The following is a 26,331-nucleotide window of genomic DNA, read 5'->3' on the forward strand; positions in this document are numbered from 1 at the left end:
CATGACCGACCTGCTCTCCCTGTCCGATGTCGAGGCGGCCCGGGATCTGCTCGCCGGGGTCGTGAAGACCACGCCGCTGGTGACCTCCCGGCCGCTCAGTGAGATCACCGGGGTGCCGGTCTGGCTCAAGTGTGAGAACCAGCAGCGGGCCGGGTCGTACAAGGTGCGCGGGGCGTACACCAGGATCTCCCGCCTCTCCGACGCGGACCGCGCCCGCGGGGTCGTCGCGGCCAGCGCCGGCAACCACGCGCAGGGGGTGGCGCTCGCGGCCGGGCTGCTCGGCATCAAGGCGACCGTCTTCATGCCGGAGGGCGCCCCGCTGCCCAAGGTCACCGCGACCAAGGGGTACGGCGCGTCCGTCGAGTACGCCGGGACCAGCGTCGACGACGCGCTCGCCGCGGCCGGCGACTTCGCCCGGCAGACCGGTGCGGTGCTGATCCACCCGTTCGACCACCCGGACGTGATCGCCGGGCAGGGCACGGTGGCGCTGGAGATCCTGGAGCAGTGCCCGGAGGCGACGACCATCATCACCGCGGTCGGCGGCGGCGGGCTGATCTCCGGTCTCGCGGTCGCGGCCAAGGCCCTCCGGCCCGACCTGCGCATCGTCGGGGTGCAGGCGAGCGGGGCGGCCGCGTTCCCGCCCTCGCTGGCCGCCGGCGCCCCGCGCAAGCTGGACTCGTGCGCCACCATCGCGGACGGCATCGCGGTGCTGCGGCCCGGCGACCTGACCTTCGCGCACGTCGCCAAGCTGGTCGACGAGGTCGTCACGGTCACCGACGAGGACCTGTCGGCGGCCCTGCTGGTGCTCCTGGAACGGCACAAGATGGTGGTCGAGCCGGCCGGCGCCGCCGCGGTGGCCGCCCTGCTCACCGGGGCGTACGTGCCGCCGCGCGACGGCGGCCCGGTGGTGGCGATCCTGTCCGGCGGCAACATCGACCCGATGCTGCTGCTGAAGGTGATCGAGCACGGTCTCGCCTCGGCCGGCCGATACCTGCGCCTGGCGGTGCGCTGCACCGACCGGCCGGGCCAGCTGGTCGGGATGCTGCGGGAGATCGCCGAGCAGCGGGCCAACATCGTCGACGTGGTGCACTCCCGGCAGAGCCCGCGGCTGGGCTTCGGCGAGGTGGAGGTGGCGCTGTCGGTGGAGACGCGGGGGCCGGCCCACTCGTCGGCGCTGATCAGCGCCCTGCGCGACGCCGGCTACCGAGTCTCGCTGCTGGCCGACGCGACCCCCTGAACGGGGGTTGCCGACCGCGTCCGTGACCCGCTGCTGGTGACCGGGATCTGGCTGGCCACCTACGACTTCTTCGCGCCGGTCAACCTGATCGGCGCGCTGCTGGTCCTGATCGCGGTGGTGCTCCGGCCCCGGCTCGGGCGGTTGTCCCGGCTCACCGCGGACGCGCAGGAGCTGGACCGGGCGACCGCGCCGGCCCTGTTCGCGACGATCGAGCGGGTCGCCACGGCGATCGGCGCGCCGATGCCGGGCGGGGGCTGGTGACCCAGGCTGCGGTGACCATTCTCGGACAGGTGGCGTACCTGCTGGCGCCCCGCGGACGCCGCAGCGGCTTCGTCGAGATGGTGGTCGACTTCGTCGCCCGGACGCGGCGGGAGGCGCGGGCCGGGAACGGCGCGGCGGCCTGGCGGGCGGCGGCGGGCGCGGCGCGGACCGGGATGTCGCTGGACGTTCCGGCATATCGGCAGCTCAGTCGGCGTACCGAAGCATCGCTTTTCGCCTCGCACCCGCCGTCCGGTCTGCGGGCCGGGCTGATCGCCGGACGGGCCGCGCAGCCGGCCGCGGTCGTGATGACCGAGGCGGAGCAGGCCCGGATGGACGACGAGCTCGCCACGCACTACGAGCGGGTGCGTCGCGAGCTCGTCACCACGTGACGCGGGGTCTCAGCCCTCGAACGCGCCGAACTTGACGACGGTGACCTTGATGTCGGCGCCGCTGGGCGCCGTGTAGGTCACGGTCTGGCCCGGGCGGGCGCCGAGGATCGCCTTGCCGAGCGCCGACTCCGGGCTGTACACGGTCAGGTCGGTGGTCGAGGAGATCTCCCGAGAGCCGAGCAGGAACGTCTCGGTGTCGGCCTGGTCGTCGTCGAAGTAGATCGTCACGACCGAGCCGGGCACCACCGAGTCGGCGGCCTGGACCTCGCCGACCTCGGAGTTGCGCAGGAACTCCTTCAAGTACAGGATCCGGCCCTCCTGACGGCTCTGCTCCTCGCGGGCCGCGTGGTAGCCGCCGTTCTCCCGGAGGTCACCCTCCTCGCGCCGGGCATTGATCTCCGCCGCTATAGCCGGCCGGCCTGCGATCAACTCGTCGAGCTCGGCCTGCAGCCGGTCGTATGCGTCCTGGGAGAGCCAGGTCTTCGGCGCCTCGGAACTGGACACGGTCGATCTCCTTGCTGGACGGAAGTGCGAAAAGCTGTAACGGGCAGGGCAAAACGTGAGTGCGTCGGAAACGCAGCGAATCACCAACCTTACCAGCGGTACGCGCCGCACCGGATCGGTCGATCTCCGGCCGGGGTCAGCCGGCCGGGCGGCAGCTCATCACGTCGCCCACCGCGGCACGCGCGGTCGTCGGCACCGTCTCGGAGACCACGACCTCGCCGCCGCCGTCCGGCGCGGGCACGGTGATCGTGCGGGTGCCCAACTCGTATCCCTGGAAGTCGCGGGCGCGCAGCACGCACGAGGCGGCCTCGCCCTCCGGCACCCGGACCCGGAACTTGATCACCATGGCGGTGTCGGCCGGCTCGTTCCAGCCGATGATCTCCGGGCTGTAGTTGGTCTGCCCGAATTTCTGATAATAAGCCCAGGCCAACCCGAGCGCGGCGATCCCGAAGAGGACCGCGGCCACGATCAGCGGGAGCGAGCGGCGGCGGCCACCCTCCCGGCGCCGGCCGTAACGGCCGGGCGGGAAAACCGGGGTTGTGGCGCGCGTCTCGCTCACCTGACGACCTCTCGTGCGTTTGTTGTCGGGGGGATCGGCCAGAATGACAGAGTCATCTTCGCAGCCGATCCCGGCCCGCCGACGGCAGGCCTGGTCGAGAGGGTAATCACCGTGGCAGAGCAGCTTCGTCTCATGACCGTGCACGCCCACCCGGACGACGAGTCCAGCAAGGGTGCCGCCACCATGGCGAAATATGTCGCCGAGGGCGTTGACGTGCTCGTCGCCACGTGCACCGGGGGTGAGCGCGGCAGCGTGCTGAACCCGAAGCTGAAGGACGACCCCGACGTCCTGGCGAACATCACCGAGATCCGGCGCAAGGAGATGGACCGGGCCCGGGAGATCCTCGGTGTGGGGCAGGCCTGGCTCGGTTTCGTCGACTCCGGGCTGCCCGAGGGTGACCCGCTGCCGCCGCTGCCGGAGGGGTGTTTCGGCCTCCAGGACCCACAGGAGGCGGCCAAGCCGCTGATCAAGCTGATCCGCGAGTTCCGCCCGCACGTGATGACCACCTACGACGAGAACGGTGGATATCCGCACCCCGACCACATCATGTGCCACAAGGTGTCGGTGGTCGCGTTCGAGCAGGCCGGTGACCCGGAGCTGTACCCGGAGCTGGGTGAGCCCTGGCAGCCGCTCAAGCTGTACTACAACTCCGGCTGGACCCGGGCGCGGATGCTGGCGCTGCACGAGGGGATGCTCGCGGCGGGGCTGGAGTCGCCCTACGCGGAGTGGCTGGAGAAGTGGTCGGACCGGCAGGACCGGGGCGACAAGATCACCACCCGGGTCGAGTGCGGGGAGTACTTCGCGATCCGTGACGACGCGCTGCGCGCGCACGCCACCCAGGTCGACCCGGACGGATTCTGGTTCCACATCCCGCTGGAGATGCAGCAGAAGGTGTGGCCGACCGAGGACTTCGAGCTGGCCCGCTCACTGGTGGACAGCCCGGTTCCGGAGTCCGACCTGTTCGCGGGCATCCGGGAGAAGGTCGAGGCCGCCTGAGCAGTACGCTTGGGGGCGTGGACATTATCGCGGTCAACAACTTCGGGGACACCCGGGACGGCGGGCTCGCCGGTCCCATGGGCCTGTTCCTGATCGTCCTGATGTGTATTGCGACGGTCGCGTTGATCCGCAACATGAACAAGCGCATTCGTCGGCTTCCCGACAGTTTTGATGCCGAAGCCGAGCGCGAACGTGTGGCGGAAATCGCGCGGCTCAATGAGGATCTCGAGCGTTCCGGCGGCGATGCCGCCGCTGATGTCGAAGCGGATCGATCGGCCAAGCCCGACAGTGCCGCGGAGTCCGAGGTGGCGGCGGTCGCCGAGGACAAAAGCGAGTCCGCATCGGACAGCGGCCGGACCGCTCGGTGATCGTTGCGTCGCCCATCGTTCCGGCCGTCCGGCTCGCGATGGGCGACGAGTGGCGCCGGTCGCCCGCCGTCAAGCCCTGTTGCGTTCATCGGTATTGATTTAGCCTTCCGCCCGGGGGCCACACGGCTCCCGGGACCCTGCGCGGAAGGGGGCGCCGAGATGAGTGCACTCCGGCGCCGAGTCTCGCTGGACCATTTGCACGTGCATCTTCCCGTGCCACGCCGACGGGCGCCATCATGAGCGGTCCATCCGCACTGCACCGTCGCGCGTGGACCGCCCTGACCGGGCGTTCCCGGCCGATGTGCGTCCTGACCGTCACGATCGTGGTCGCCGCTGTCGCCGCCGTGTTCCTCGGTCTCCTGCAAACTCCGCACCTGCGGGCCGGCAGCCCGCTGTCACCGATCGACGGGGCCTGCGTGGCCGCCGTGCTGGCCGCCATCGCCCAGCTGGCCGGGCTGCGCTTCCGGCTCGGCCCGGACGCGGTCTCGGTGAGCTGGGCCGAGGCGGCCGTGGTGGTCGGTCTGGTGATCTGCCCGGCCGGCTGGCTGCCCGCCGCCACCCTGGCCGGCGTCGGCGCCGCGTGGCTGCTGCTGGCCTGGCTGACCGGGGTGCGCAACCCCGCCGAGATCGTCCACCTGGTCGCCTCGATGACCCTCGGGGTGTCCGCGGCCGCCCTGGTCACCTCGCTGCTGGCCGGCGACGCCGGGGTGCGCGGCGGGCGGCTGGCGCTGGCCCTGGTGGCCGGCGCGGGCACCTACCTGCTGATCACTTTCGGCCTGGTGGTGCTGACCCTGACCCTCCAGCGGGGCGCCCCGCCGAGCCAGGTCGCCGCCAAGGTGCTCTATGCCAAGGCGCCGATGTCGGCCGGCAACGTGATCGTCGGCCTCTGCGCGGTCTTCGCCATGGTCCGCGAGCCGCTCTGGCTGCTCGCCTTCGGCCCGGTGCTGTGGCTGCTGCACCGCACCTACCGCTTCCACCTGCGCGCGGCCGAGGAGCGCCGGATGTGGGAGGCGTTCGCCACGGCCACCGCGCGGCTGCCCGGCGTCAGCGAGGCCGAGGTGGCCCGAGCCGGGCTGCGCGGCGCGCTGGACGTCTTCGGCGCCCGCCGCGTGCAGCTGGAGTTGCGCTCCGAGCACGGCAACCGGAAATACACCCAGGACGGGCCGGGGCAGAGCCCGGACGCGTCGCACACCGGCCCTGCGGTCACCCGCAGCATGGCGGTGGCCGGCCGACCGGTCGGCGAGCTCACCGTCTGGCTCGGCGAGCCGGCCCTGCCGGTGGCGCACGACGAGGCGGCGCTCACGGCGTACGGGGAGGCGCTGGCCGGGGCCCTCCGCGACGCGGCCGCCCACCAGCGGATCGCCGAGCTGGACGCGCGGGCCGCGCACGACCGGGTGCACGACCCGCTGACCGGCCTGATCAACCGGTCGGCGCTGGTCAGCGACGGGGACGCGGTGCTGCGCGGCGGTGACCGCGGCCGCCCGGCCGCCCTGCTGCTGCTCGACGTGGTCGCGTTCCGCGAGGTGAACAGCACGCTCGGGCACCGGGGCGGCGACGAGGTGCTGCGGGTGATCGCCGAGCGGCTCACCGAGCAGGCCCGGCCCGGCGAGCTGGTCGCGCGGACCGGCGACGACGAGTTCGCGCTGCTGCTGCCCGGGCTGACCACGCTGGCCGGCGCCTCGGGCGCACCGCACTCGCTCTCCCAGGCCCTGCGCCGCGCCCGTGAGCTGGTCGAGCAGCTGCGGCTGCCGATGCGGGTGGCCGGGGTGCGGCTGGCCGTCGAGGTGACGGTCGGCGCGGTGGTCGCCCCGGCCGGTCAGGTCGAGGTCGGTGAGCTGCTGCGCCGGGCCGCGCTGGCCGCCGGGCAGGCCAAGGAGCAGGGGCTGACCGTCGGGACGTACGACAGCGGCCAGGAGGCGAGCAGCACCGACCGGCTGGCGCTGCTCGCGGATCTCCAGGACGCGTTCGCCGCCGACGACCAGATCACGCTGCACCTGCAACCCGCGGTCGACCTGATCACCGCCGAGCCGACCGGCTGCGAGGCCCTGGTCCGCTGGCGGCACCCGCGCCGCGGCCAGCTCTCCCCGGCCGAGTTCCTGCCGGCGGTGGAGCGCAGCGAGCTGCTCATCCCGTTCACCCGGCGGGTCCTCGACCTGGCCCTGGCCGCCGCCGCGGACTGGACGGCGCACGGCATCGACGTGCCGGTCTCGGTCAACGTGTCGGCCCGCAGCCTGACCGATCCGACCTTCCCGGCGCAGGTCACCGAGGCGCTGCGGCGGCACCGGACGCCGGCCTCCCGGCTGGTCCTGGAGATCACCGAGTCGGTGGCGGTCAGCGAGCAGGAGATCGTCGACGAGGTGCTGGCCCGGCTGCGGGCCGGCGGGGTGCAGGTCTCGCTGGACGACTTCGGCACCGGGTTCTCCTCGCTCGCCTCGGTCACCCGGATGCCGGTCGACGAGATCAAGATCGACCGGTCGTTCGTGGACGAGATGATCGACTCCCCGGCGGCCGGCGCGGTGGTGCGCGGCGCGGTCGAGCTGGGCGCGCGCCTCGGGGTCCGGGTGGTCGCCGAGGGGATCGAGACGATCGAGCAGCGGGCCGCGCTGATCGCGCTCGGCTGCCCGTCCGCGCAGGGCTATCACTTCTGCAAGCCGATGCCCGCCGACAAGATCGTGCAGGCACTGTCCCAGCTGCGGACGTCGTCGTCCGCGACGGTCACCCCGCTGCGCGCGGACGGCGCCTCCTGACGCCCGGCGCTGCGTCATGGCGGCGCGGTGCCCGATCGCCGCGCCCGGACGATCGCTCGTTGATCGTCGCTTTCCGGCCGGCGTGAGAGGCTGGAGACATGGCCAACCGTCTCGCCGACGCCACCTCGCCCTACCTGCTCCAGCACCGCGACAACCCGGTCGACTGGTGGCCATGGTGCGACGAGGCGTTCGCGGAGGCCCGCCGGCGCGACGTGCCGGTGCTGATCTCGGTGGGATACGCGGCCTGCCACTGGTGTCACGTCATGGCGCACGAGTCCTTCGAGGACGAGGCGATCGCCGCGCAGCTCAACGAGGGCTTCGTGGCGATCAAGGTGGACCGCGAGGAGCGGCCCGACGTGGACGCCGTCTACATGACCGCCACCCAGGCGATGACCGGGCAGGGCGGCTGGCCGATGACGGTGTTCGCCACGCCCGGCGGCGACCCCTTCTTCTGTGGCACCTACTTCCCGAAACAGCAGTTCGGCCGCCTGCTCACCTCGGTCACCACGGCCTGGCGGGACCAGCGGGACGAGGTGGTCAAGCAGGGCGCGGCGGTGGTCGAGGCGGTCGGCGGCGCCCAGCTGGTCGGCGGCCCGACCGCGCCGATCTCGGCGGAGTTGCTGGCCGCGGCCGCCGAGGGGCTGGCCAAGGAGCATGATCAGACCTATGGCGGGTTCGGCGGCGCGCCCAAGTTCCCGCCGCACATGAACCTGCTCTTCCTGCTGCGCCACCACGAGCGCACCGGCTCGGCCGAGGCCCTGGAGCTGGCCCGGCACGCCGGCGAGCAGATGGCCCGCGGCGGCATCTACGACCAGCTGGCCGGCGGCTTCGCGCGCTATGCGGTGGACGCCCACTGGACCGTGCCGCACTTCGAGAAGATGCTTTACGACAACGCGCTGCTGCTGCGGGTCTACACCCAGCTCTGGCGGCTCACCGGCGACGTGCTGGCCCGCCGGGTGGCCGACGAGACCGCCGAGTTCCTGCTGCGCGACCTGGGCACGCCCGCCGGTGGGCTGGCGTCCGCGCTGGACGCGGACACCGACGGCGAGGAGGGTCTGACGTATGCCTGGACCCCGGTCCAGCTGACCGAGGCGCTCGGCGCCGAGGACGGCGAGTGGGCCGCCGACCTGTTCCGGGTGACCGTGGCCGGCACCTTCGAGCACGGCAAGAGCGTGCTGGTGCTGGGCCGGGACATCGACGCCGCCGACCCGGAGCTGGTCGAGCGCTGGCAGGACGTCCGCACCCGGCTGCTCGCGGCCCGCTCGGAGCGGCCGCAGCCGGCCCGCGACGACAAGGTGGTCGCCGCCTGGAACGGGCTCGCGATCACCGCGCTGGCCGAGCACGGGGTGCTGACCGGGTCCGCGTCGTCCCGCGCCGCGGCGATCTCGCTCGCCGGAGTGCTGGCCGAGCGGCACCTGGTGGACGGGCGGCTGCGGCGCGTCTCCCGGGACGGCCGCGTCGGTGCGCCGGTCGGGGTGCTCGACGACTACGGGTGCGTCGCGGAGGGATTCCTGGCCGTGCATCAGATCACCGCGGATCCGCGGTGGTTGCGGTTGGCGGGCGGCTTGCTGGATGTTGCCTTGGCCCATTTCCGTACGCCGTCAGGTGGCTTCTACGACACCGCCGACGACGCCGAGAAGCTGCTCACCCGTCCCGCCGACCCGACCGACAACGCCACGCCGTCCGGGCTGGCCGCGATCTGCTCCGCGCTGGTGAGCTACGCGGCGCTGACCGGGGAGACGGCGTACCGGGAGGCGGCGGACGCGGCCCTGGCCACGGTCGGGCCGCTGATCGAGGGGCACCCGCGGTTCGCCGGGTACTCGGCGATGGTGGCGGAGGCGGCGCTGGCCGGGCCGTACGAGATCGCGATCGCCACCGACGACCTGGACGATCCGCTGGTCACCGAGGCTTATCGGGAGGCCCCGGCCGGAACGGTGATCGTGGCCGGCGCCCCTGAGCTGCCTGGCGTGCCGTTGCTGGCCGACCGCCCGATGATCGACGGCAAACCGACCGCGTACGTCTGCCGTGGTTTCGTCTGCGACCGCCCGGTCACCTCTCCGAAGGACCTCCTGGCCCGCCTCGTCCGGTGAGGGTCAGTGTTCCATCGGCAGGTGGTTGCCGGGCTCCGAATTCAGGAGCCAGCGCAGCGGCTTCTGGTCGACGACCTGGTAGGCGCCGTTGACCAGCCGGTGCATGGTGACGGTGTTCGCCGTGTCACGCGCCACCATCCAGTACAGCGGAATGCCTACGGTGGCGTACTCGGCGACTTTGGTGACCTGATCCGTCGCCTCGGACCCGGGAGAGATGATCTCGATGACCAGGAGCAGGCCCTGGACGTCGTACCACACCGCGTTTCCCGGATCAGTCGACCAGACGGTGAGGTCAGGGATGCGGCCGGCGAATCCGGTTGGGCTCGGGATGCGGATACCGGCTACCTGCATGAGCTGATCCTCGGGCCAGCCCGCTTTGAGGAGCCATGACATCAGGCGAGTAGCGATCTTGGCGTGATCACCGTCGGGGGGCGGAACCACGGAGAGAGCTCCCTGTGTACTCGTCTCGTATCGGTGGCCGTGCATGTCTGCCCGGATCATGGCGGTCAGATCGTCGAGCGTGACGATGGCGGGCATCAACCGGCCGATTGCCTCTGCGCTCATACCGCCATGCTAGTGGCTGCGCCGGCTGCATTCCTCCATCGTTCGGGGTCGTCCGGCGTCTGGCGGGGAGGGCCGCGGGCGGGGCTCCGGTCGTACCGGAAACAGGTTTTGATCTTGAAGTGGTGGCCGGAAGTGGGACGGCGCCGGGTTGATTTCCGGAGGCCGGGATCGCGTCGCTAGGCTGGGCGGGCGATGGATACCCGAACCGGTCTGCCTGTGGTCGGCATGGTGGGAGGCGGGCAGCTGGCCCGGATGACCCACCAGGCCGCGATTTCTCTCGGTCAGTCACTGCGCGTGCTCAGTGAGAAGCCTGACGACTCCGCCGCGCTGGTCGCCGCGGACGTGCCGATCGGCACGCATACCGATCTTGCCGCTCTGCGTGAGTTCGCCAAGGGGTGCGACGCGGTCACGTTTGACCACGAGCACGTGCCGACCGAGCACATCGAGACGCTCGAGGCCGAGGGTGTGAAGATCTTCCCCGGGTCGAAAGCGCTGGTCTTCGCGCAGGACAAGGGCATGATGCGGGAGCGGCTGGCGGCGCTCGGCGCGCCGGTGCCGCGCTGGGCCCGGGTCAGCACCGCGGACGAGATCGAGGCGTTCGCCGGCGGGTCCTGGCCGGTCGTGGCCAAGGCGACCCGCGGCGGGTACGACGGTCGTGGCGTCTGGATGGTCGGCTCCCGCGAGGCGGCCGAGGACCTGGTGTCGACCGGGATCTCGCTGATCGTGGAGGAGCGGGTGCCGCTGCGGCGGGAGCTCGCGGCGCTCGTGGCCCGGTCGCCGTTCGGGCAGGTCGCGGCGTACCCGGTGGTGGAGACCGTGCAGCGGGACGGGATCTGCGTGGAGGTGATCGCCCCGGCGCCGGACCTGGCCGAGGAGCGTGCGCTCGACGCCCAGCAGCTCGCCATCGACCTGGCCAACGAGCTCGGCGTGGTCGGCCTGCTGGCCGTCGAGCTGTTCGAGACCGACGCCGGCATCGTGGTGAACGAGCTGGCGATGCGCCCGCACAACTCCGGGCACTGGACCATCGAGGGGGCCCGGACCTCGCAGTTCGAGCAGCACCTGCGGGCCGTCCTGGACTATCCGATGGGTGCCACCACGCTGACCGCCCCGGTCGTGGTGATGGCGAACGTGCTGGGCGGCCGGCCCGGTGGGATCTCCATCGACGAGCGGCTGCACCACCTGTTCGCCGAGGTTCCGGACGCGCGGGTGCACCTGTACGGCAAGCAGGTCCGTCCGGGCCGCAAGATCGGGCACGTCACGGTGCTCGGCGACGACTTGGCATCGGTGCGTGCGCGGGCCGCGCGGGCCGCTCAGTGGCTTCAGGAAGGCAAGTGATGGCTCCCTCCGTCGGCATCATCATGGGCAGCGACTCGGACTGGCCGACCATGGAGGCGGCGGCGCTGGCGCTGGCCGAGTTCGAGGTGCCGTTCGAGGTCGGCGTGGTCTCCGCGCACCGGACCGTGCGCAAGATGGTGGACTACGCGGAGTCGGCGGCCGGGCGCGGCATCAAGGCGATCATCGCCGGGGCCGGCGGCGCGGCGCACCTGCCGGGCATGGTCGCGGCGCTCACCCCGCTGCCGGTGATCGGGGTTCCGGTGCCGTTGAAGCACCTGGACGGGATGGACTCGCTGCTGTCGATCGTGCAGATGCCGGCCGGCGTGCCGGTAGCGACCGTGTCGATCGGCGGCGCGCGGAACGCCGGGCTGCTCGCGGTCCGGATCCTCGGGGCGTCCGACGCGACACTGCGGCAGAAGATGATCGATTTCCAGTCCGGGCTGGAGAAACTGGTCGCCGAGAAGGACGCCGCGCTGCGCGACAAACTGCTCGACTAGGCCGCCGATCCGGCAGCATGGTGCCGGTGAGACGTCGCTGGCTGTTCGCCGATCAGCTCGGGCCGCACTTCCTGGACGCGCCGGATCAGCCGGTGCTGCTGATCGAGTCCAAGGCGGTGTTCCGGCGCCGGGCCTTCCACCGGCAGAAGGCTCATCTGGTGCTCTCCGCGTTGCGGCACCGGGCCCGGGACGGCGACGTGCGGCTGGTGCGCGCGGAGACGTACGCCGAGGCGGTGTCCGAACCGCTCACCGTGTGCCATCCCACCTCCCGGGCCGCCCGCGGTCTGGTCCGGCGGCTGCCGGACGTGGAAATGCTGCCGCCGCGTGGCTTCGTCACCGCCCCGCCGGACTTCGTGCGCTGGGCGGGCGAGCGGGACCATCTGCGGCTGGAGGACTTCTACCGGTTCGCCCGGCGGCGCCACGAGGTGCTGATGGACGGCGGTGAACCGGCCGGCGGCCGGTGGAACCTGGACGAGGAGAACCGGGAACCGCCGCCGCGCGGCGCCGGCCGGCTGGACGTCCCGCCGCCGCCCCCGATCGTCGAGGACGAGATCGACGAGCAGGTCCGGACCGATCTGGACCGGTGGGCGCGGGACGACGGGATCACCTTCGTCGGCCGGGACGGGCCGCGCCTGTTCCCGGCGACCCGGGCGGAGGCGCTGGCCCGGCTGCGGCACTTCGTCGAGCACCGGCTGCCGGCGTTCGGGCCGTACGAGGACGCGATGCTGGCCGGCGACCCTTGGATGGCGCACAGCATGCTCAGCCCGGCGATCAACCTGGGCCTGCTCGATCCGGTCGAGGTGATCGACGCCGCCGAGCGGGCGTACCGGGCCGGGGACGCGCCGCTGGCCGGTGCCGAAGGGTTCATCCGGCAGATTCTCGGCTGGCGCGATTTCGTCTGGCACCTCTACTGGTATTTCGAGCCGGAGTACCGGGCGGCCAACGAGCTGGCCGCCCGCGGACAGCTGCCGAAGTGGTTCGCCGAGCTGAACGCCGACGCGGTGCAGGCGCGCTGCCTGGCCGATGTGCTGGCCGGGGTCCGGGATCGCGGCTGGGTGCACCACATCCCGCGGCTGATGGTGCTCGGCAACTACGCGATGCAGCGCGGCTGGCGGCCCGGCGCGGTCGCTGACTGGTTCCACCGCAGTTTCGTCGACGGGTACGAGTGGGTGATGACCGCGAACGTGGTCGGGATGAGCCAGTACGCCGACGGCGGCCGGATGAGCACGAAGCCGTACGCGGCCGGTGGCGCCTACCTGCACCGGATGAGCGATTACTGCGGCGGCTGCCGGTACGACCCGAAGGTCCGGGTGGGCGCGGACGCCTGCCCGTACACGGCCGGGTACTGGACCTTCCTGGCCCGGCACGAGCCGGAGCTGGCCGGCAACCATCGGCTGCGCCGGCCGCTGCAGGGCCTGCGCCGCCTCGGCGACCTGGAGGCGGTGCTGGAGCAGGAGAGGGCCCGCGGATCGCGGGCCCCCTGAGCCTCGCCGGTCAGCGCATCTGGGAGACGCGGGTGCGGAGTTCCTGGGTGCGGCGGCGGCTCTCGCTGGTCGCGCCCAGGAAGATCAGGATCACGCCGACCGGGACCAGCGTCACCCACGGGCCGCCCAGGCTGAAGACGAACTTCAGGGCCGCGACCACGGTGGCGAGGGTGCCGATCACGACCGGGGCCTGCTGGCGGGTGCGGGAGCCGATGATCAGGGTGGCCACGCCGCCGAGCAGCAGGAGCAGCGCCCGGATGTCCTGGTCGCCGCCGGCCAGGACGATGCCGATGGTCGGGACGAACGCGGCCAGCAGGGCCGGGCCGTACGCCGCCCAGCTGCTCAGCTCGGGGCGGTGGTGCGCCTCGACGATCCCGACCGCGAGGGCCAGGGCCGCGAACGGCAGCGTGTACGCCTCCGGCAGCGCCACCTCGGCGAGCGCGATGAACAGCCACCAGCCGACGATCTCGAAGCCCACCGCCAGCCAGAACATGAAGCGGCGCTGGCTCGGCGTGCGGTCCGGGCGGGACGCGGTCAGGCCGAGCACGGCGCCCCAGGCGGCCAGCAGCGCGGCCAGGTGCGCCGGTGAGTCGAAGGCGAGCGCGCCGGCGATCGCGGCCGAGGCGTAACCGCTCCACTCCACGGTGACCGCCTCGGCGCGGTACTGCGCCAGGCCGAGGCGGGGGAGCAGCGCCTCCAGGGCGAGCAACCCGGCGCCCACGGCGAGCACCCCGAATGCCGCCCAGTGCCGGTCCAGGCCCAGTGCCATCGCGCCGGCCAGCACGAACATCTGGCCCATCAGCGCGGCGAACAACCAGCCGAGCAGGCGGGCCGTCGAGGTGCGTCCGGCGATGGCGCCGACCAGGCCGACACCGACCGCGCTGCCCAGCGTGAACAGCGTCAGCTCGTCGGTGGCCAGACTGCCGGCCAGCCCGGCGCCACCGGCGAGCAGGCCGATCACGAACACCACGGTGCGGGTGCCGCGCAGCAGCGGCGCCCGGCTCGCGGCGGGTGGCAGGGTGAGCGCCAGGCCGAGCATCGAGATGGTGAAGACCACCAGCGCCGCGCCGGTCGCCGCCGGGAAGCCGGCGTGCAGCGCGATCGGGGTGATCAGCAGGGTGAGCGCCACCCCGGGCAGGATCACCGGGACGGTCTCGGCCGGGCGGCCGCCGAAGCCGAGCGCGGCCAACGCGGCCGCGCCGGTGAGCAGCACCGCGGCCAGGGCGCTGGTCGCGTCGACGTTCCCCGCGTCCGGGGTGACCAGTGCCGGGACCGGGCCCTGCCAGATGGCGCTGAGCTGTTTCATCGGGTCGAGCAGCGCCGCGCGCAGGGCCGGGGCGAGCGAGAAGAGCGCCAGCACGGTGGGCAGCAGGGCGAGCATCACCGCGCCGGTGGCCGGGTCCTGGAGCCAGCGCTGGTACAGACCGCCGCCACGGAACCGGCGGGCCCGGTGGTAGCGGATGTCGCCGGCCGGGAACTCGTCGACCACCGACGGCCGCAGCGGCATCGGGACGGCGCCGCGCAGCATCTCGGCGAGCACGCCGAGCAGGGCGGCAGCCGCCGCGTAGAGCGCCGTCGGGTAGTCCGTCCCGACCGACACCAGTGCGGTCACCGTCGAGCCGAGCACCAGGCCGATGGTGGCCCAGGGCAGGTATTGCGGGACGTGCCGGCCGAACAGGGCGAGCAGCGCCAGCCCGAGGGCCGAACCGGCCAGCGCAGCGGTCAGCACCACCTGGGCGTCGGGGCTCCGGTCGGCGGCGAACGCGGCGAACACGCCGGGCAGGGCGAGCAGCACGGCCCCGGTGGCGGCCCCGCCGATCTGGGCCCGGTGGTCGGGGAGCAGGCCGTATTCCGCGTCGCGGACCTGGGGGATCCGGGCGGTGACCGCGACCAGCGAGCCGAGCAGCACCACGGTGAGCAGGGCCATCCCGGTCGACCAGGGGCGGGCCAGGCCGACCGCGGCGGCGTGCAGCAAGACCACGCCGGCGACCGTGGCACGGGCCCGGGCCGCGTGCGGGTCGGTGGTGGCCAGGGCGGCCATCGCGTACGCGGTGGCCACCGCGGCGCCGATCAGCAGCGGGGACCACCAGGGCAGGCCGAGCGCCCAGGGGGTGCCCATCGCGGCCAGCGCGGCGCAGATCCCGGAGGCGTAGTGCGACCATGGCTTGGGCAGCGCGATGGCGGCCGTGATGGCGACCATGACCAGCGCGAACGGGGCCTGCCAGGCGCCCGCCGGCGGGTTGGTGACGAAGGTGTCGACGTCGAAGTCCCACAGCGGGCCGGGCGCGGACAGGATCCGCAGACTGCCGCCGACCGCCTGCCAGCCGGCCAGCCCGGCGACCACCAGCGTGGCGATCGCCAGGCCGCGGGACGGACCGCGTTTCCAGTCGTCCATCAGCACGGTCACGCCCATGCCGACCAGCAGCACGACCACGCCGGCCACGGCCAGCGGAGCGTTCGGGAAGGCGAGCGCGGCGACCCGCGCCAGCGCGCCGCAGATCGCCACGGTGGCGGCCGCGGCGGCCAGGTCCGGGCCGTCCAGGTCCCGATCGGTACGACCCCGGTTGTCGATCGTCTTGGCGAGGAACAGCAGCACCGCCGCGCCGAGCAGCAGCGCGCCGACACACACGTCGGGAATCGTCCGGCCGGGCGCGAACAGCGCGGCCGCCGCCATCGCGAGCGCGCCGACGCCGGTGCCCACGGTCAGCGGGAAGCTGATCTCCCGGCGGGCCACCTGGAACACCGCGGCGTAGCTGAGCGTGCCGGCCACCGCGAGGAACCCGGCGGCCAGCGCCGGGACGGTGGCCGCGGCGGTGGGCGGCGGACCCTGCCCGGTGTCCGAGATGGCCAGGGCGGCGGTCACCGCGGCGCCCGGGATGGCCAGCGCGGCCGCTCCGGAAGCCCAGTCCCCGACCACCCAGGCGAACAACCGGACCGGGATCTGCCGGGCCGCGATGGTCACCATCACGCCGGCGCCGGCCAGCGCGGTCAGCACCGCGGCGGTCAGCCAGGTGGCGGCGAGCGCGGCACCGGCCCCGAACAGGCCGACCACGCCGGCCGCGGCGACGTGCGTGATCGCGATCCGGTGGGTGCTGGCCCAGAGGCCGGCCCCGCCCAGCCCGATCGACGCCAGCACCAGCGGCCAGGGGGCCTCGGACCAGTTCAGCCCGAGCGAGACGGGCAGCGCCAGGGCGGTCATCGCGATGCCGATCACGGCGCCCTCGTGCCGGATGGATGCCGGCAGCGCGAGGGCCGCGGCGATCGTCACCAGCAGCGCGCTGAACGCGAGCAGCCAGCCGGCCGGGCCGACCGCCTCGGCCATCGTCCGGGTGTACTCGGCGGCGTCGGCGTGCCAGATCGGGCGGGCCGCGGCCACCGGGGCGATCGCGGCGCGGATCGCGTCGAGCGCCACCAGCAGGCCGATCAGGCCCAGGGCGGCGGTGGAGGCATACTGCGGGCCGCTGCGCACGTTCGCCGGGAGCAGGCCGACCACGGCGCCGGTGAGCGCCACCGCGGCGGCCGCGATCACCAGTGTCCAGCGGGGGTCGATCACCGCGGCCACCCGGGCCGCCGCGCCGATCACCGCGAGGGTGAGCACGCCGCCGGCGATGTGCCGGGCCAGCGGGTGGTCGAGCAGCTGGGCGGCGGCCACCACGGTGCCCGCCGCGGCGATCAGGATCAGGCCGGAGCGCAGCGCGTCCGGCACCGCTTGCGCCTGGAGCAGGGCCACCGAGGAGAAGAACAGGGCGGCCGCCGAGGCGAGGCAGAGCAGGGCGAAGGTCAGCTCGCGCAGCCAGTTCGCGGACGGTGGGACGGCCGGCGGGGCGAGTGGGACGGACCCGGCCGCCTCGGCGCCCTCCGGCCGCGGGCCGGGGAAGATCCGGGTCGGGATCCAGCGGCGGCGTTTCGGCTGGAGGCCGGGGATGACCAGGTCCGGCTCCTCCGGCAGGGACTCCGGCCGGGTGGCGCTATCCGGGCGGGCCTCCGTCCCGGACTCGGGGAGCCGGTCGGCGGTGGTCGGCCGGCCCAGCGGCCAGCGCGGCACCAGCCGGCCCCGGCGGATCACCCGGGTGAGCAGCAGCAGGTCGAGGACGGCCACCACGGTCAGCGCCATGCCCCAGCCGGCCGGGCTCTCGATCAACGGGTACGCCAGCAGGGGCGCCACCGGCTGGGTGAAGATCACCGTGGCGTACCGCGGGATGGCCAGGCGGGTGGCGCCGGCGTAGACGAAGCTGGCGATCGCGGCGACCGCGAAGGTGATCCCCAGATAGAGCGGGGTGGCCACGTCCGGCCCGCCGGCCAGCGCGCTGCCGTGCAGCGTGTACAGCGTCATCGGCAGCAGGATCAGGCCGATCGCGGCGATCGTCTCGGCGGTCGAGGTCAGCGTGCGGCGGGCCACGCCGGGCGCGACGGTCAGCGCGATCGCGGTGAACAGGGCCAGGATCACGGCCCGGGCGACCGGGTTGGAGAACGCCACCCCGGCGAAGACCACGGCGGCCACGCCGATCAGCAGCGCGCCGAGGCCGAGCAGCAGGTTCTGCACGGACTGGGTGGACGCCTCCGGCGGGTGCTCCATCGGCGCGAGCGGCTCGCGGGGCGGGCGGCGCTCGCCGCCGGGCGGGGTGGCCGGACGGCGGGGCGGGCCGGTCCGCGGCGGGGGCGGTGGCGGCTCCTCCGGGCCGGTCGCACGGGTGCCGGGTGGCGGCGGTGGCGGGTAGTCACCGGTGTCCGGTCGCGGCCGGCGGGTTTTCCCCGCCTTCTGCTTCTGCGCGTGCGCCAGGATGTCGCGCTGGAACTGAGCGGCCTGGATCTTGCTGGCGATCTTGGTGCGGGTGGCGGCGGCGTCCATGTCCTGCACCTTGAGCGCCGCGATCGAGGCGTCGATCCGAGCCAGTTCGTCCTGATAGTCGGGCTCGTCAGCCTTGGCCACGGGACCTCCTCGCCAGCGCTTCGCTCCGTAGTTAGAGCATGCCCGGTTGCGACACCATTAGAACAGTCTCAAGCGGGTGGAGAGCTACTGAAACGACCCCGAACCCGGCAGCGATATTCGGCACAGAGCCGGTTCCCTTGCCCACGGCACGCTACGCGCCAGTAACATTGCGGCCGGGTCCGTTGCTGAGGGAAGGTTAAGGCGAGCATGACTGATTTCGATGTCTACCGGCTGCCGGAGGATCACGAGACCATCCGCGCCGCGGTGCGCGAGGTCTGTGACGCCCGGGTGGCTCCGAATGCCGCCGAGGCCGACGAGACCGGGGAGTTCCCCAAGGCGTCGTACGACGCGTTGCGCTCCTCCGACTTCCACGCACCGCACATCCCGGTCGAGTACGGCGGGGCCGGCGCGGACGCCCTGGCCACCGCCATCGTGATCGAGGAGGTGGCGCGGGCCTGTGCCTCGTCGTCGCTGATCCCGGCGGTCAACAAGCTCGGCTCGCTGCCGCTGATCCTGTCGGCCTCCGAGGAGCTCAAGCAGAAGTACCTGTCGAAGGTGGCGGCCGGCGAGGGGATGTTCTCCTACTGCCTGTCCGAGCCGGAGGCCGGTTCCGACGCCGCGTCGATGACCACCCGGGCCGTGCGTGACGGCGACTTCTGGGTCCTCAACGGCGTGAAGCGGTGGATCACCAACGCCGGGGTGTCGGAGTTCTACACGGTGTTCGCGGTCACCGACCCGGCCGCGCGGTCGCGGGGCATCTCGGCGTTCGTGGTGGAGAAGTCCGACCCGGGCGTGAGCTTCGGGGCGCCGGAGAAGAAGCTGGGGATCAAGGGGTCGCCGACCCGCGAGGTGTACTTCGACAACGTGCGGATCCCGGCGGACCGGATGATCGGCGCGGAGGGCACCGGGTTCGCCACGGCGATGAAGACCCTGGACCACACCCGGGTGACGATCGCGGCGCAGGCGATCGGGATCGCGCAGGGCGCGCTGGACTTCGCCCTGCAGTACGCGAAGGACCGTAAGCAGTTCGGCAAGTCGATCGCCGAGTTCCAGGGCTTGCAGTTCATGCTCGCCGACATGGGCATGAAGCTGGAGGCGGCCCGGCAGCTCACCTATGCCGCGGCCGGCAAGAGCGAGCGCGGCGACGCGGACCTGACCTACTTCGGCGCGGCCGCGAAGTGTTTCGCCTCGGACGTGGCCATGGAGATCACCACGGACGCGGTGCAGATCCTGGGTGGGTACGGGTACACCCGCGACTACCCGGTCGAGCGGATGATGCGGGACGCGAAGATCACCCAGATCTACGAGGGCACCAACCAGGTGCAGCGGATCGTGATGGCGCGGCAGCTTCTGAAGGGCTGAAAGCGGCTGTTTGAGCAGCTCAGATATTTTGTGGCCGGGCGTGCGCGCCCGGCCACTTTCTGTGTCCGTCCACGTTGATCCGATGTGGACAGCTGAAGGTCAGGCGGCGGCGTTGGCCCTGAGGGCAGCTCGGGTCAGGTCTGCTCGCTGTAGGGCGTCATCTGGAAGCTGACGAACCGCCAGCCGCGGTGGTTGTCGCGGCGCAGGACCTGGGTGGCCACGCCGGCGAGGGTGCGTTGACCGCCGTCGGGTGTTCGTATCAGGTTGGTGAGCGGGCCGGTCATGACCGCGACGTCGCCGATGAGCCGGATGGTGAGCTCGCCGCGGGTGATGCGGAGGTAGGGCCGGCGGTTGGCGGTGTGCTCCAGCAACTGCGTCTTGGTGTGGGTGATGCCGTGCGCGTGGGTGTGTACGAGCGTGTCGTCGAAGAGGTCATCGAGTGTCTCCAGATCCACGTCGACGAGCGCTCGTTGCCGGCGTTGCTCGATGGCGTGCAGGTCCGTGGTCACCTGCTCGTCGGGCGGCTGAACGGTGGTGCTCATGCGGGCTCCTGGCGGGTGCGGTGGTCGGTGCGTGATCCGATGTCGAAGACGTGGAGACCGAAGCTCCGGTCCGTGAACAGGATGTGCTTCGTGTAGCCGATCTTGTGGGTGCGGCGGCCGCCGGCGACCCGAACCGGGGTGTGGCCGGTGCTGGTCACGATTCACCTCCACGAGCGTCCGGTCGAACGTAGGCAACGTCGGCCGGACCGGCGCAGTCACCTGAACAGGGGGCCATCACGCTGCCGCCGGAGCGGCGAGAATGAGCGGGCGGAATTCGACATCAGGCGGATGGACGTACAAATCAGCCAGAAAGGGTGTGGCCTTGTGAATTTCAAGCGTCGGACGATCGTTTTCGAGGCGGCCGATATCGAGGCGGAGAGCGCATTCTGGGCGGGACTCCTGGACGGCTCCGTCGAGGCGAAGGACGGCTGGCACAACGTCTGGGTCGACGGCGACTGGCACCTGGCGGTCCAGCTCGTGCCCGATCATGTGCCACCCGTGTGGCCCGAAGGCGGACCGTCACAGCAGGTCCACCTCGACTTCTACCTCGAGGACCTCGAGGCCGCGCACGAGAAGACGCTCAAGTTGGGCGGGCGGCTGTTGAAGGCGGTCGATGATCCGGCCGCACGGAAGGGGTTCCGGGTCTACGCGGATCCGGCCGGCCACACCTTCTGTCTCGCCTGGCCGTAGGGCGACCAACGGATCGGTAAGCGGTGCGGAGCGTTGTGCGGGGACACCGCACCGCTTCGGCCTGGCGTCAACTGCTCGGCAACACAGACGAGTGGGCCCGAGCCGACGGCGGTCAGCATGATCGAGGCGGCTGTCGCAGACGGCTCAGACGTGCGACCGTCGCTCAGGTTTCGGCTTGGCGGGCCCCGTTGCCTGCCAGGAGTCCGGATGGTGCGTTCAGCGATCGGTATCCGGCCCGGATCCGGTCCCATGCGTCGGCGCTAGCCGTCGGCGCCTGCTCGGCCAGGTATCCGTCGATGGCGTCGGCCGCCCAGGCGGAGTGGCCGGTCGCGACGTTGTCGATGGTGTTGTGGATGTCGACGAACGCGGTACTGAAGCCGTGCTTCTGGAGCGTCTGCCGGCCGCGGCGATAGTTGCCGCCGACCCCTGACAGCTCCATCGCCAGGTTCAGGCCGAGAATCTCCGGCTCGAACGTGCGCGGAAACCGGCCGATCGCCAGCCAGTAGACCGGAGTATCGAACGACTGGTCCCGGAACCCGGACCAGGTCGCGAACTCCGGCGAGCGAGTCGGTGGGAGGTCGATGCCCATCTCCCGCAACACGGCACGGTAGATCAGCGGATGGTTCAGGCTCAGGTCGCTGTTGCCGAGCTCGTCCCAGTAGGTGTCGAACAGGAAGTGCCCGCGCTCGGTGGAGGCGAGCTGATAGTCGGTGTAGCCGGTCAGCCAGGCACCGTCGATCAGGGTGAGCGGCGCCAGTTGCACGCTCGAGTCGATCAATTCGGCGCGGTCCGGCAAGGGATCGCCCAGGCCGTTGTGGAACTCCCTGTTGTGGAGGTCGTGCTGGTCGAGCAGCCACGACCGCAGACCGTCCACCGGGTGCTCGTCCGGCAGTGACTGGGCGGACGACTCCATGCCCTGGCGGGATCTGGCGAGCCGCTTCTCCACGTATCGCAGGGCATACCGGCGGGTCGCCGGTGTGATCGTGCGCCGCAACAGACGGATGTATGCCTGCCGGATGTCCGCGGGAGCGTCGCCGTCATCGTGGGAGCTTTCCGAGGCCGGCCGGAGCGTGATCCGCCGGGGCTGATGGGCGGGCGGTCGCCACCCTGCCCGCTGTGCGGGATCCGCCGGCAGCGCGTCGATCCATCGCTTGATCGTGTCCAGTTCGTTGTCCGGGAATATCCGGAACATCCGGCCCTTCTCCGACACGAGCGTGCCGGTCAGGCGGCTGGCGTCGGAATTGCCCGGCCGGATGAGGCGGCTGTTCGCCAGCGCGGTCAGGAACGGGATCGGGTCGGTGCGCGCCTCGGAGAGCCACTCCTGCAGCGGCCGGCCCTGCACGTTGAACCGGTCGTGATAGACGGACGCCTCCCTGGCCCGGGACCGCACCAGCTCCGCCATCTCGAAACCCGGGTCGCGAGCGGCGTCCAGCTCCTCGGCCACCTCGTCGCACCACCGTCGCAGCGCGCCGAACGCCCAGGCGAAGCCGCGCTCGACCGCGGTCGCGCCGGCCGCACCGGCTAATTCGACGAACGCGGCCGCCACGGCCCGAGCATCCTCGACCGGCGGCGGCCCGTCCGGCGTGCGCGCGCGGCTCGGATCCAGCGCGTCCCATCCGATCGCGTGCGGAAGCCGGGTCTGAACACCGTCGAGCGGCGGGAGCAGGCCGACCTCACGCAGGCAAAGGTCAAGTCCAATGATCTCGCCCCGGTATGCGTCCGGGCGCCGGCTCATCGTCAACGCGACGGCCGGTAGGTAGAAGGACTGGTCGGCGATTCGGCGGTCCTGCGCCAGCTGGCTCGCCGGATGCGCATGCACGGCCACCCGGAGGTGTTGCATGAGAGAGAGGTAGACGCTGCCTCGGGACGCCCGCGGATGCCCGGCGCCGACGTCGCCCGCGAACAGGGAGAGCACCCGCATGGTGACTGCTTCCTCGGCGTTGCCCGGCTCGCTCATCCACTGCAGCCAGGCACCGGACAGCGAGGCCAAGGGAGCACACGCGAGGACCGCCCGGCGGACGAGCACGTCGGCGCGGCCCTCGCGTTCCGCCGCGGCGAACAGTGCCTCGAAGCGCAAGCGTTGCGTGGCGGCCCAGGCGGCGACCGACGGCCCGAGGTCGGCCGGCGGGACCCGCGAACCGCGATCGTCGGCGCAGCCGCGGTCCAACTCCGCAACGATCGCGTCCCGCAGGGTGTCGGGCAGTGGCGTGCTCTCGGGGTCACACGCGCGGGCGAACACCGTCTGGATCGGCAGCGCCGTCGGGTCGTCCACCGCCTGATCAGAACCTCGGGTAGATGGACGCATCGCGCTTCTTCCTCTTCCTACGTCGAAAACCTGGCACTCGCACGCAGAAGGACCACCGCGAGCCACCGCCCTCGCACAGCGGGGAATGGTGCACGGCATTGCGGCAAGAAGCCGGCCGAACCTCCTGCCAAGAAATCTAACGCCGGGCCAGTGGGGGACTGTGTCCCGTAAAACAGCCCCCCGCCCGCGCCCATGGTCCGCGAAGCGGGCCGGGCGCCGCGTCGCCGGTTCACGTGACTGCGCTGGACAGCCGGAGCTGCGTACGGTCGGTCAGAGTTCATGAGCGACGAGCGGCATTCACCCGGGTCGAACCGCCTCACGGGTCGGGCCCGCCGAGGTCAGCCGGCAGGCGTGCCCGGGCTTCGTCGACGTCGAAGAGGACTCGGGAAAGGGGACGGTGAGATGATCGACCGCGAGCCCGGACGGATATGGCGCAACAGCCCGGTCGACGCCATCCTGCTCGGGATTTGCATCGTGCAGTTCGCAGGGACGATTGCGCTGGCCGTGCTGACGCCGGACGGGCTGTGGCCGCGGCTCGGCTCGGCGATCCTGGTCACCGCCATGATCACCTACTCGGTGCTCATCGTTAACCACATGTTCGTGCACCAGCCCTGGTTCACCGACCAACGGCTGAACGCGCTCGTGTCGTTGATGAACTCGGCGAACATCGCGCAGTCGGTACAGGCGTACCAGTTGAGTCACGTCCGCAACCACCACCGGTACAACAACGACCGCAAGCGCGACGGGGTCACCGCCGACCTCAGCTCCACGTACCGATACAGCCGGGACGACGACCACGCCCCGCTCTGGCGGTACCTGGCCTTCAGCCTCGCCGCCTCGGCCCGGGAGTTCGTGGGCACCTGGGCGTCCTTGCGCCGGTTGTGCGGCGTCGGCCCGGCGGAGACCACGTTGCTTGGGTGGGCCGCCCGGCATCCGGACCGGCGCGCGGCCGAGCTCGCCCAGGTCCGCTATGACCGCTTGGCACACCTGAGTTTCATCGTGCTGCTCGCCGTCCTCTCGTGGCAGTGGCTGCTGCTGTGCTACCTGCCGGCGGTAGCGGCCGCGTTCACCTGGGTCAACGTCCAGAACTACTACCGGCACTTCGGGGCGGAGCCGGACAGCCGGTACGCGAACTCCGTGAGCTACTACAGCCGGCTGTACAACCGGCTGACCTTCAACGACGGGTACCACCAGGAACACCATCTGCGCCCCACGACGCACTGGACCCGGCTTCCCGAGGTCGCGTCGCAGTATCAGGAGCGGCTCGACGAGGCCGGTCGTGTCGTGTCCACGGTGCCACCCGTGGTCGGCTTCCTGGACACCGGTCGCATTGACCGGATCGCCCAACGCTCCTCAGCGACCCGAGCCACCCAATGAACCAGCCGGGCAGACGTCGAGGAGGGGAGCGGTAGGTGCGGAATCTCGGCACGCCGGATGATCCGTACGACGTGATGGGGCTGGGCTTCGGACCGTCGAACATCGCACTCGCGATCGCTGCCCAGGAGATCGCGCCGGATCGCAGCTGCCTGTTCCTGGAGCGCTCCGGCGACACGCGCTGGCACGAGGGCATGCTCATCGACGGCGCCCGGATGCAGATCTCCTTCCTCAAGGACCTGGTGTCCCTGCGGAACCTGACCAGCCCATTCACCTTCCTCCAGTACGAGAAGGCCAAGGGCCGGCTGGAGAGGTTCGTGAACCTCGCCGAGTTCCGGCCGACCCGCCTGGAGTTCCAGGACTACCTGAGGTGGGTCGCCGCACAGTTCGCCGACGTGGTGCGCTACCGCTCCGCGGTCCGCGAGGTGACCGCGGTCCGCGACGATGACGGCACGCTGTCGCTGTTCCGGGTGACCGCGACCGACACCGCGACCGGCGGCGTCGTCGAGTACCACGCCCGCAACATCGTGCACGCGCTCGGCGGCGTACCCCGCGTGCCGGAGGGAGTGACGCTCGGCCCGACCGTGGTGCACTCCAGCGCGTTCCTGCCAACGGTCCCCGAGACGTTCACCGACCACGACCGCGAGTGGGAGTTCGCGGTCGCCGGCGACGGGCAAAGCGCCGGCGAGATCACCCACTACCTGCTGGATCGGTACCGCAACGCCCGCGTGCACCTGATCCTGCCGGGGTACTCGCTGCGTGCCACCGACAACAACCCGTTCGCGAACGAGCAGTTCTTCGAGGCCAACGCCGCCGACTTCTACTCCCGCAACGAGGCGAACCGGCGCGACTACTTCGCCGGCCTGCGAACCACCAACTACGGCGTGGTGGAGGCGAGTTTTCTCGACGAGCTGTACCGGCTGGTCTACGCCGACGAGGTCCGCGGCCGCACCCGCCTCGTGGTGCACGACGGCTCCCGGCTGACCGGGGTGGAGGCCGGGGCCGACGGCACGGGCATCCGGATCGGGGTCGACGCCCGCTTCGGCGGCGGGAGCCGTGTGCTCCGAGTTGACGGCCTGGTGCTGGCCACCGGGTACCGGCGCGAACTGGACTCGGTGATGTACCGCGACGTTCTTCCCTACCTGGACACCGACGCCGACGGCCGACTGGCGGTTTCCCGTGAACACCGCGTGCGCACGACCGACGAGCTGACCTGTGGCCTGTACGTGCAGGGCTTCGCCGAGGCGACGCACGGGCTCGGCGACACGCTGTTGTCGCTGCTGCCCTTCCGGTCCAAGCAGATCATCACAGCCATCGCCAAGGACGGTGGTTCGCTGGCTCGCGCGTTCCCGCCGGCGGGGCACGACGCCGGGCCGGCCGCCGCGACGCTGGTGGAGCTGATCGAGCGATGCGGCTCCGGAACGCTGGTGAGCACCGGTGCGGGGGAGTTCCCGGTGGCGACCCGGCTGCCGCTGGTGCTGGATCGCGACCGTGGTCGCAACGGCGTCCTCTTCGGGGTGCTCGACCGGACCGATCCGCAGCTGCCGGACGGCGCCAAGGTGCTGGTGATATTCCAGCCGGACGGGGACTCGATGGTGATCGACGTTCGCGGATGCGCCCGGGTGGTGACCGACCGGGACCGGCTGGTGGCGCATCTTGCTCCCGTTGACCCGGCGGATTCCGGGACGGCCGCACCCACCGGGGGTTCGGTCCGGATCGAGATCGAGATCGAGACCCTTTCCAGCCGGTTCCCCCTGTCATCGGAGCCGCGTGCGGTCCCGGCCGAGAGCGAGAGGCAGTCATGACCGACACCGACGAGATGTACGTGATTGTCCGCAACCACGAGGAGCAGTACTCGATCTGGCGGTCGGGTCGGCCGGTACCGGCCGGGTGGGAGCCGGTCGGCGAGCCGGCGTCCCGGGACGACTGTCTCGCGCGCATCGGCGAGTTGTGGACGGACATGCGCCCGGCCAGCCTGCGGGCCGCCATGAGCGCCTCCGCTGAGGAGCAAGGGACGCACAGTGGCTGAGCCCGAGTACGCGTCCGGGTCTCCGGTCAGCTCCTCCATCCCACCGGGTCGGTCTCCACTCGTACCGC

The 26,331-nt window shown here is 71.8% G+C and carries 22 protein-coding genes; 15 read left to right on the top strand and 7 right to left on the bottom strand.

Annotation, left to right across the window (positions count from 1 at the left end; genetic code table 11):
• Window position 1: 1 nt before the first annotated feature.
• From ilvA to Aiant_RS25435, 3 genes are read left to right on the top strand one after another with little or no spacing between them, the layout of a single operon-like run.
• The gene (gene ilvA / locus Aiant_RS25425; RefSeq protein ID WP_189329346.1) at window positions 2–1,237 is read left to right on the top strand and encodes a threonine ammonia-lyase; all 1,236 of its coding nucleotides are present in this window, start codon (window positions 2–4) and stop codon (window positions 1,235–1,237) included.
• 36 nt (window positions 1,238–1,273) lie between these two features.
• Window positions 1,274–1,498, top strand: a complete 225-nt coding sequence (locus tag Aiant_RS25430; protein ID WP_189329347.1) for a M48 family metalloprotease — start codon at window positions 1,274–1,276, stop codon at window positions 1,496–1,498.
• Between the two features lie 11 nt (window positions 1,499–1,509).
• Window positions 1,510–1,887 carry a hypothetical protein gene (locus tag Aiant_RS25435; RefSeq protein ID WP_189329348.1) on the top strand — a complete coding sequence of 126 codons (378 nt, stop codon included), beginning with the start codon at window positions 1,510–1,512 and terminating at the stop codon, window positions 1,885–1,887.
• Window positions 1,888–1,896: 9 nt separating this feature from the next.
• Here the strand turns inward: Aiant_RS25435 and greA are convergent, their stop codons facing one another.
• Together greA and Aiant_RS25445 are read right to left on the bottom strand one after the other, a co-directional pair.
• Window positions 1,897–2,391, bottom strand: a complete 495-nt coding sequence (greA, locus tag Aiant_RS25440; protein WP_014687938.1) for a transcription elongation factor GreA — start codon at window positions 2,389–2,391, stop codon at window positions 1,897–1,899.
• A gap of 136 nt (window positions 2,392–2,527) precedes the next feature.
• Window positions 2,528–2,950 carry a DUF4307 domain-containing protein gene (locus Aiant_RS25445; RefSeq protein WP_189329349.1) on the bottom strand — a complete coding sequence of 141 codons (423 nt, stop codon included), beginning with the start codon at window positions 2,948–2,950 and terminating at the stop codon, window positions 2,528–2,530.
• Between the two features lie 111 nt (window positions 2,951–3,061).
• On the opposite strand from Aiant_RS25445, the gene mca reads away from it, so the two are divergent.
• The 4 genes from mca (at window position 3,062) to Aiant_RS25465 (ending at window position 9,151) form a co-directional block, all read left to right on the top strand.
• Window positions 3,062–3,946 carry a mycothiol conjugate amidase Mca gene (gene mca / locus Aiant_RS25450; protein WP_189329350.1) on the top strand — a complete coding sequence of 295 codons (885 nt, stop codon included), beginning with the start codon at window positions 3,062–3,064 and terminating at the stop codon, window positions 3,944–3,946.
• A gap of 17 nt (window positions 3,947–3,963) precedes the next feature.
• Window positions 3,964–4,314, top strand: coding sequence for a hypothetical protein (locus Aiant_RS25455; protein WP_189329351.1), 351 nt, complete (start codon window positions 3,964–3,966; stop codon window positions 4,312–4,314).
• 236 nt (window positions 4,315–4,550) lie between these two features.
• Window positions 4,551–7,061 (top strand): putative bifunctional diguanylate cyclase/phosphodiesterase, encoded by a 2,511-nt coding sequence (locus Aiant_RS25460; RefSeq protein ID WP_189329352.1) that lies wholly within the window; start codon window positions 4,551–4,553, stop codon window positions 7,059–7,061.
• 98 nt (window positions 7,062–7,159) lie between these two features.
• On the top strand, window positions 7,160–9,151 hold the full coding sequence (locus tag Aiant_RS25465; protein WP_189329353.1) for a thioredoxin domain-containing protein: 1,992 nt from the start codon (window positions 7,160–7,162) through the stop codon (window positions 9,149–9,151).
• Window positions 9,152–9,154: 3 nt separating this feature from the next.
• On the opposite strand, the gene Aiant_RS25470 is transcribed toward Aiant_RS25465, so the two are convergent.
• Window positions 9,155–9,715, bottom strand: coding sequence for a Uma2 family endonuclease (locus tag Aiant_RS25470; RefSeq protein WP_189329354.1), 561 nt, complete (start codon window positions 9,713–9,715; stop codon window positions 9,155–9,157).
• A gap of 192 nt (window positions 9,716–9,907) precedes the next feature.
• On the opposite strand from Aiant_RS25470, the gene Aiant_RS25475 reads away from it, so the two are divergent.
• Genes Aiant_RS25475 through Aiant_RS25485 form a run of 3 tightly spaced genes read left to right on the top strand, consistent with a single transcriptional unit; the run spans window position 9,908 to window position 13,031 of the window.
• A complete protein-coding gene (locus Aiant_RS25475; RefSeq protein ID WP_189329355.1) occupies window positions 9,908–11,050 on the top strand; it encodes a 5-(carboxyamino)imidazole ribonucleotide synthase in 1,143 nt (380 codons plus the stop codon).
• Window positions 11,050–11,547, top strand: coding sequence for a 5-(carboxyamino)imidazole ribonucleotide mutase (gene purE, locus Aiant_RS25480; RefSeq protein WP_189329356.1), 498 nt, complete (start codon window positions 11,050–11,052; stop codon window positions 11,545–11,547). Before Aiant_RS25475 ends, purE begins: the two co-directional genes overlap by 1 nt.
• A 26-nt stretch (window positions 11,548–11,573) precedes the next feature.
• Window positions 11,574–13,031, top strand: a complete 1,458-nt coding sequence (locus Aiant_RS25485; protein WP_212846514.1) for a cryptochrome/photolyase family protein — start codon at window positions 11,574–11,576, stop codon at window positions 13,029–13,031.
• 10 nt (window positions 13,032–13,041) lie between these two features.
• On the opposite strand, the gene Aiant_RS25490 is transcribed toward Aiant_RS25485, so the two are convergent.
• Window positions 13,042–17,961, bottom strand: coding sequence for an SCO7613 C-terminal domain-containing membrane protein (locus Aiant_RS25490; protein WP_189329358.1), 4,920 nt, complete (start codon window positions 17,959–17,961; stop codon window positions 13,042–13,044).
• 207 nt (window positions 17,962–18,168) lie between these two features.
• Here Aiant_RS25490 and Aiant_RS25495 point away from each other — a divergent pair, with 207 nt between their 5' ends.
• Window positions 18,169–19,323 carry an acyl-CoA dehydrogenase family protein gene (locus Aiant_RS25495; protein WP_189329359.1) on the top strand — a complete coding sequence of 385 codons (1,155 nt, stop codon included), beginning with the start codon at window positions 18,169–18,171 and terminating at the stop codon, window positions 19,321–19,323.
• Between the two features lie 134 nt (window positions 19,324–19,457).
• Here the strand turns inward: Aiant_RS25495 and Aiant_RS25500 are convergent, their stop codons facing one another.
• Together Aiant_RS25500 and Aiant_RS25505 are read right to left on the bottom strand one after the other, a co-directional pair.
• On the bottom strand, window positions 19,458–19,865 hold the full coding sequence (locus Aiant_RS25500) for a nuclear transport factor 2 family protein (RefSeq protein ID WP_189329360.1): 408 nt from the start codon (window positions 19,863–19,865) through the stop codon (window positions 19,458–19,460).
• Window positions 19,862–20,023 carry a hypothetical protein gene (locus Aiant_RS25505; RefSeq protein ID WP_189329361.1) on the bottom strand — a complete coding sequence of 54 codons (162 nt, stop codon included), beginning with the start codon at window positions 20,021–20,023 and terminating at the stop codon, window positions 19,862–19,864. Before Aiant_RS25505 ends, Aiant_RS25500 begins: the two co-directional genes overlap by 4 nt.
• Here Aiant_RS25505 and Aiant_RS25510 point away from each other — a divergent pair.
• Window positions 20,013–20,555 (top strand): VOC family protein, encoded by a 543-nt coding sequence (locus Aiant_RS25510; protein WP_212846515.1) that lies wholly within the window; start codon window positions 20,013–20,015, stop codon window positions 20,553–20,555. The two genes, Aiant_RS25505 and Aiant_RS25510, sit on opposite strands and share 11 nt — an antisense overlap.
• 163 nt (window positions 20,556–20,718) lie before the next feature.
• Here the strand turns inward: Aiant_RS25510 and Aiant_RS25515 are convergent, their stop codons facing one another.
• On the bottom strand, window positions 20,719–22,926 hold the full coding sequence (locus tag Aiant_RS25515) for an iron-containing redox enzyme family protein (RefSeq protein ID WP_189329362.1): 2,208 nt from the start codon (window positions 22,924–22,926) through the stop codon (window positions 20,719–20,721).
• Window positions 22,927–23,262: 336 nt separating this feature from the next.
• On the opposite strand from Aiant_RS25515, the gene Aiant_RS25520 reads away from it, so the two are divergent.
• The 3 genes from Aiant_RS25520 to Aiant_RS25530 are packed head-to-tail and all read left to right on the top strand — an operon-like array spanning window position 23,263 to window position 26,263.
• Window positions 23,263–24,237, top strand: coding sequence for a fatty acid desaturase family protein (locus Aiant_RS25520; RefSeq protein WP_189329363.1), 975 nt, complete (start codon window positions 23,263–23,265; stop codon window positions 24,235–24,237).
• A gap of 35 nt (window positions 24,238–24,272) precedes the next feature.
• The gene (locus tag Aiant_RS25525) at window positions 24,273–26,039 is read left to right on the top strand and encodes a SidA/IucD/PvdA family monooxygenase (RefSeq protein WP_189329364.1); all 1,767 of its coding nucleotides are present in this window, start codon (window positions 24,273–24,275) and stop codon (window positions 26,037–26,039) included.
• Window positions 26,036–26,263 (top strand): MbtH family protein, encoded by a 228-nt coding sequence (locus Aiant_RS25530; RefSeq protein WP_189329365.1) that lies wholly within the window; start codon window positions 26,036–26,038, stop codon window positions 26,261–26,263. The genes Aiant_RS25525 and Aiant_RS25530 overlap by 4 nt, the downstream gene beginning before the upstream one ends.
• Window positions 26,264–26,331: the final 68 nt, after the last annotated feature.

It is taken from the genome of Actinoplanes ianthinogenes, from assembly GCF_018324205.1.
In the GTDB taxonomy this organism is placed as follows: Bacteria; Actinomycetota; Actinomycetes; order Mycobacteriales; family Micromonosporaceae; genus Actinoplanes; species Actinoplanes ianthinogenes.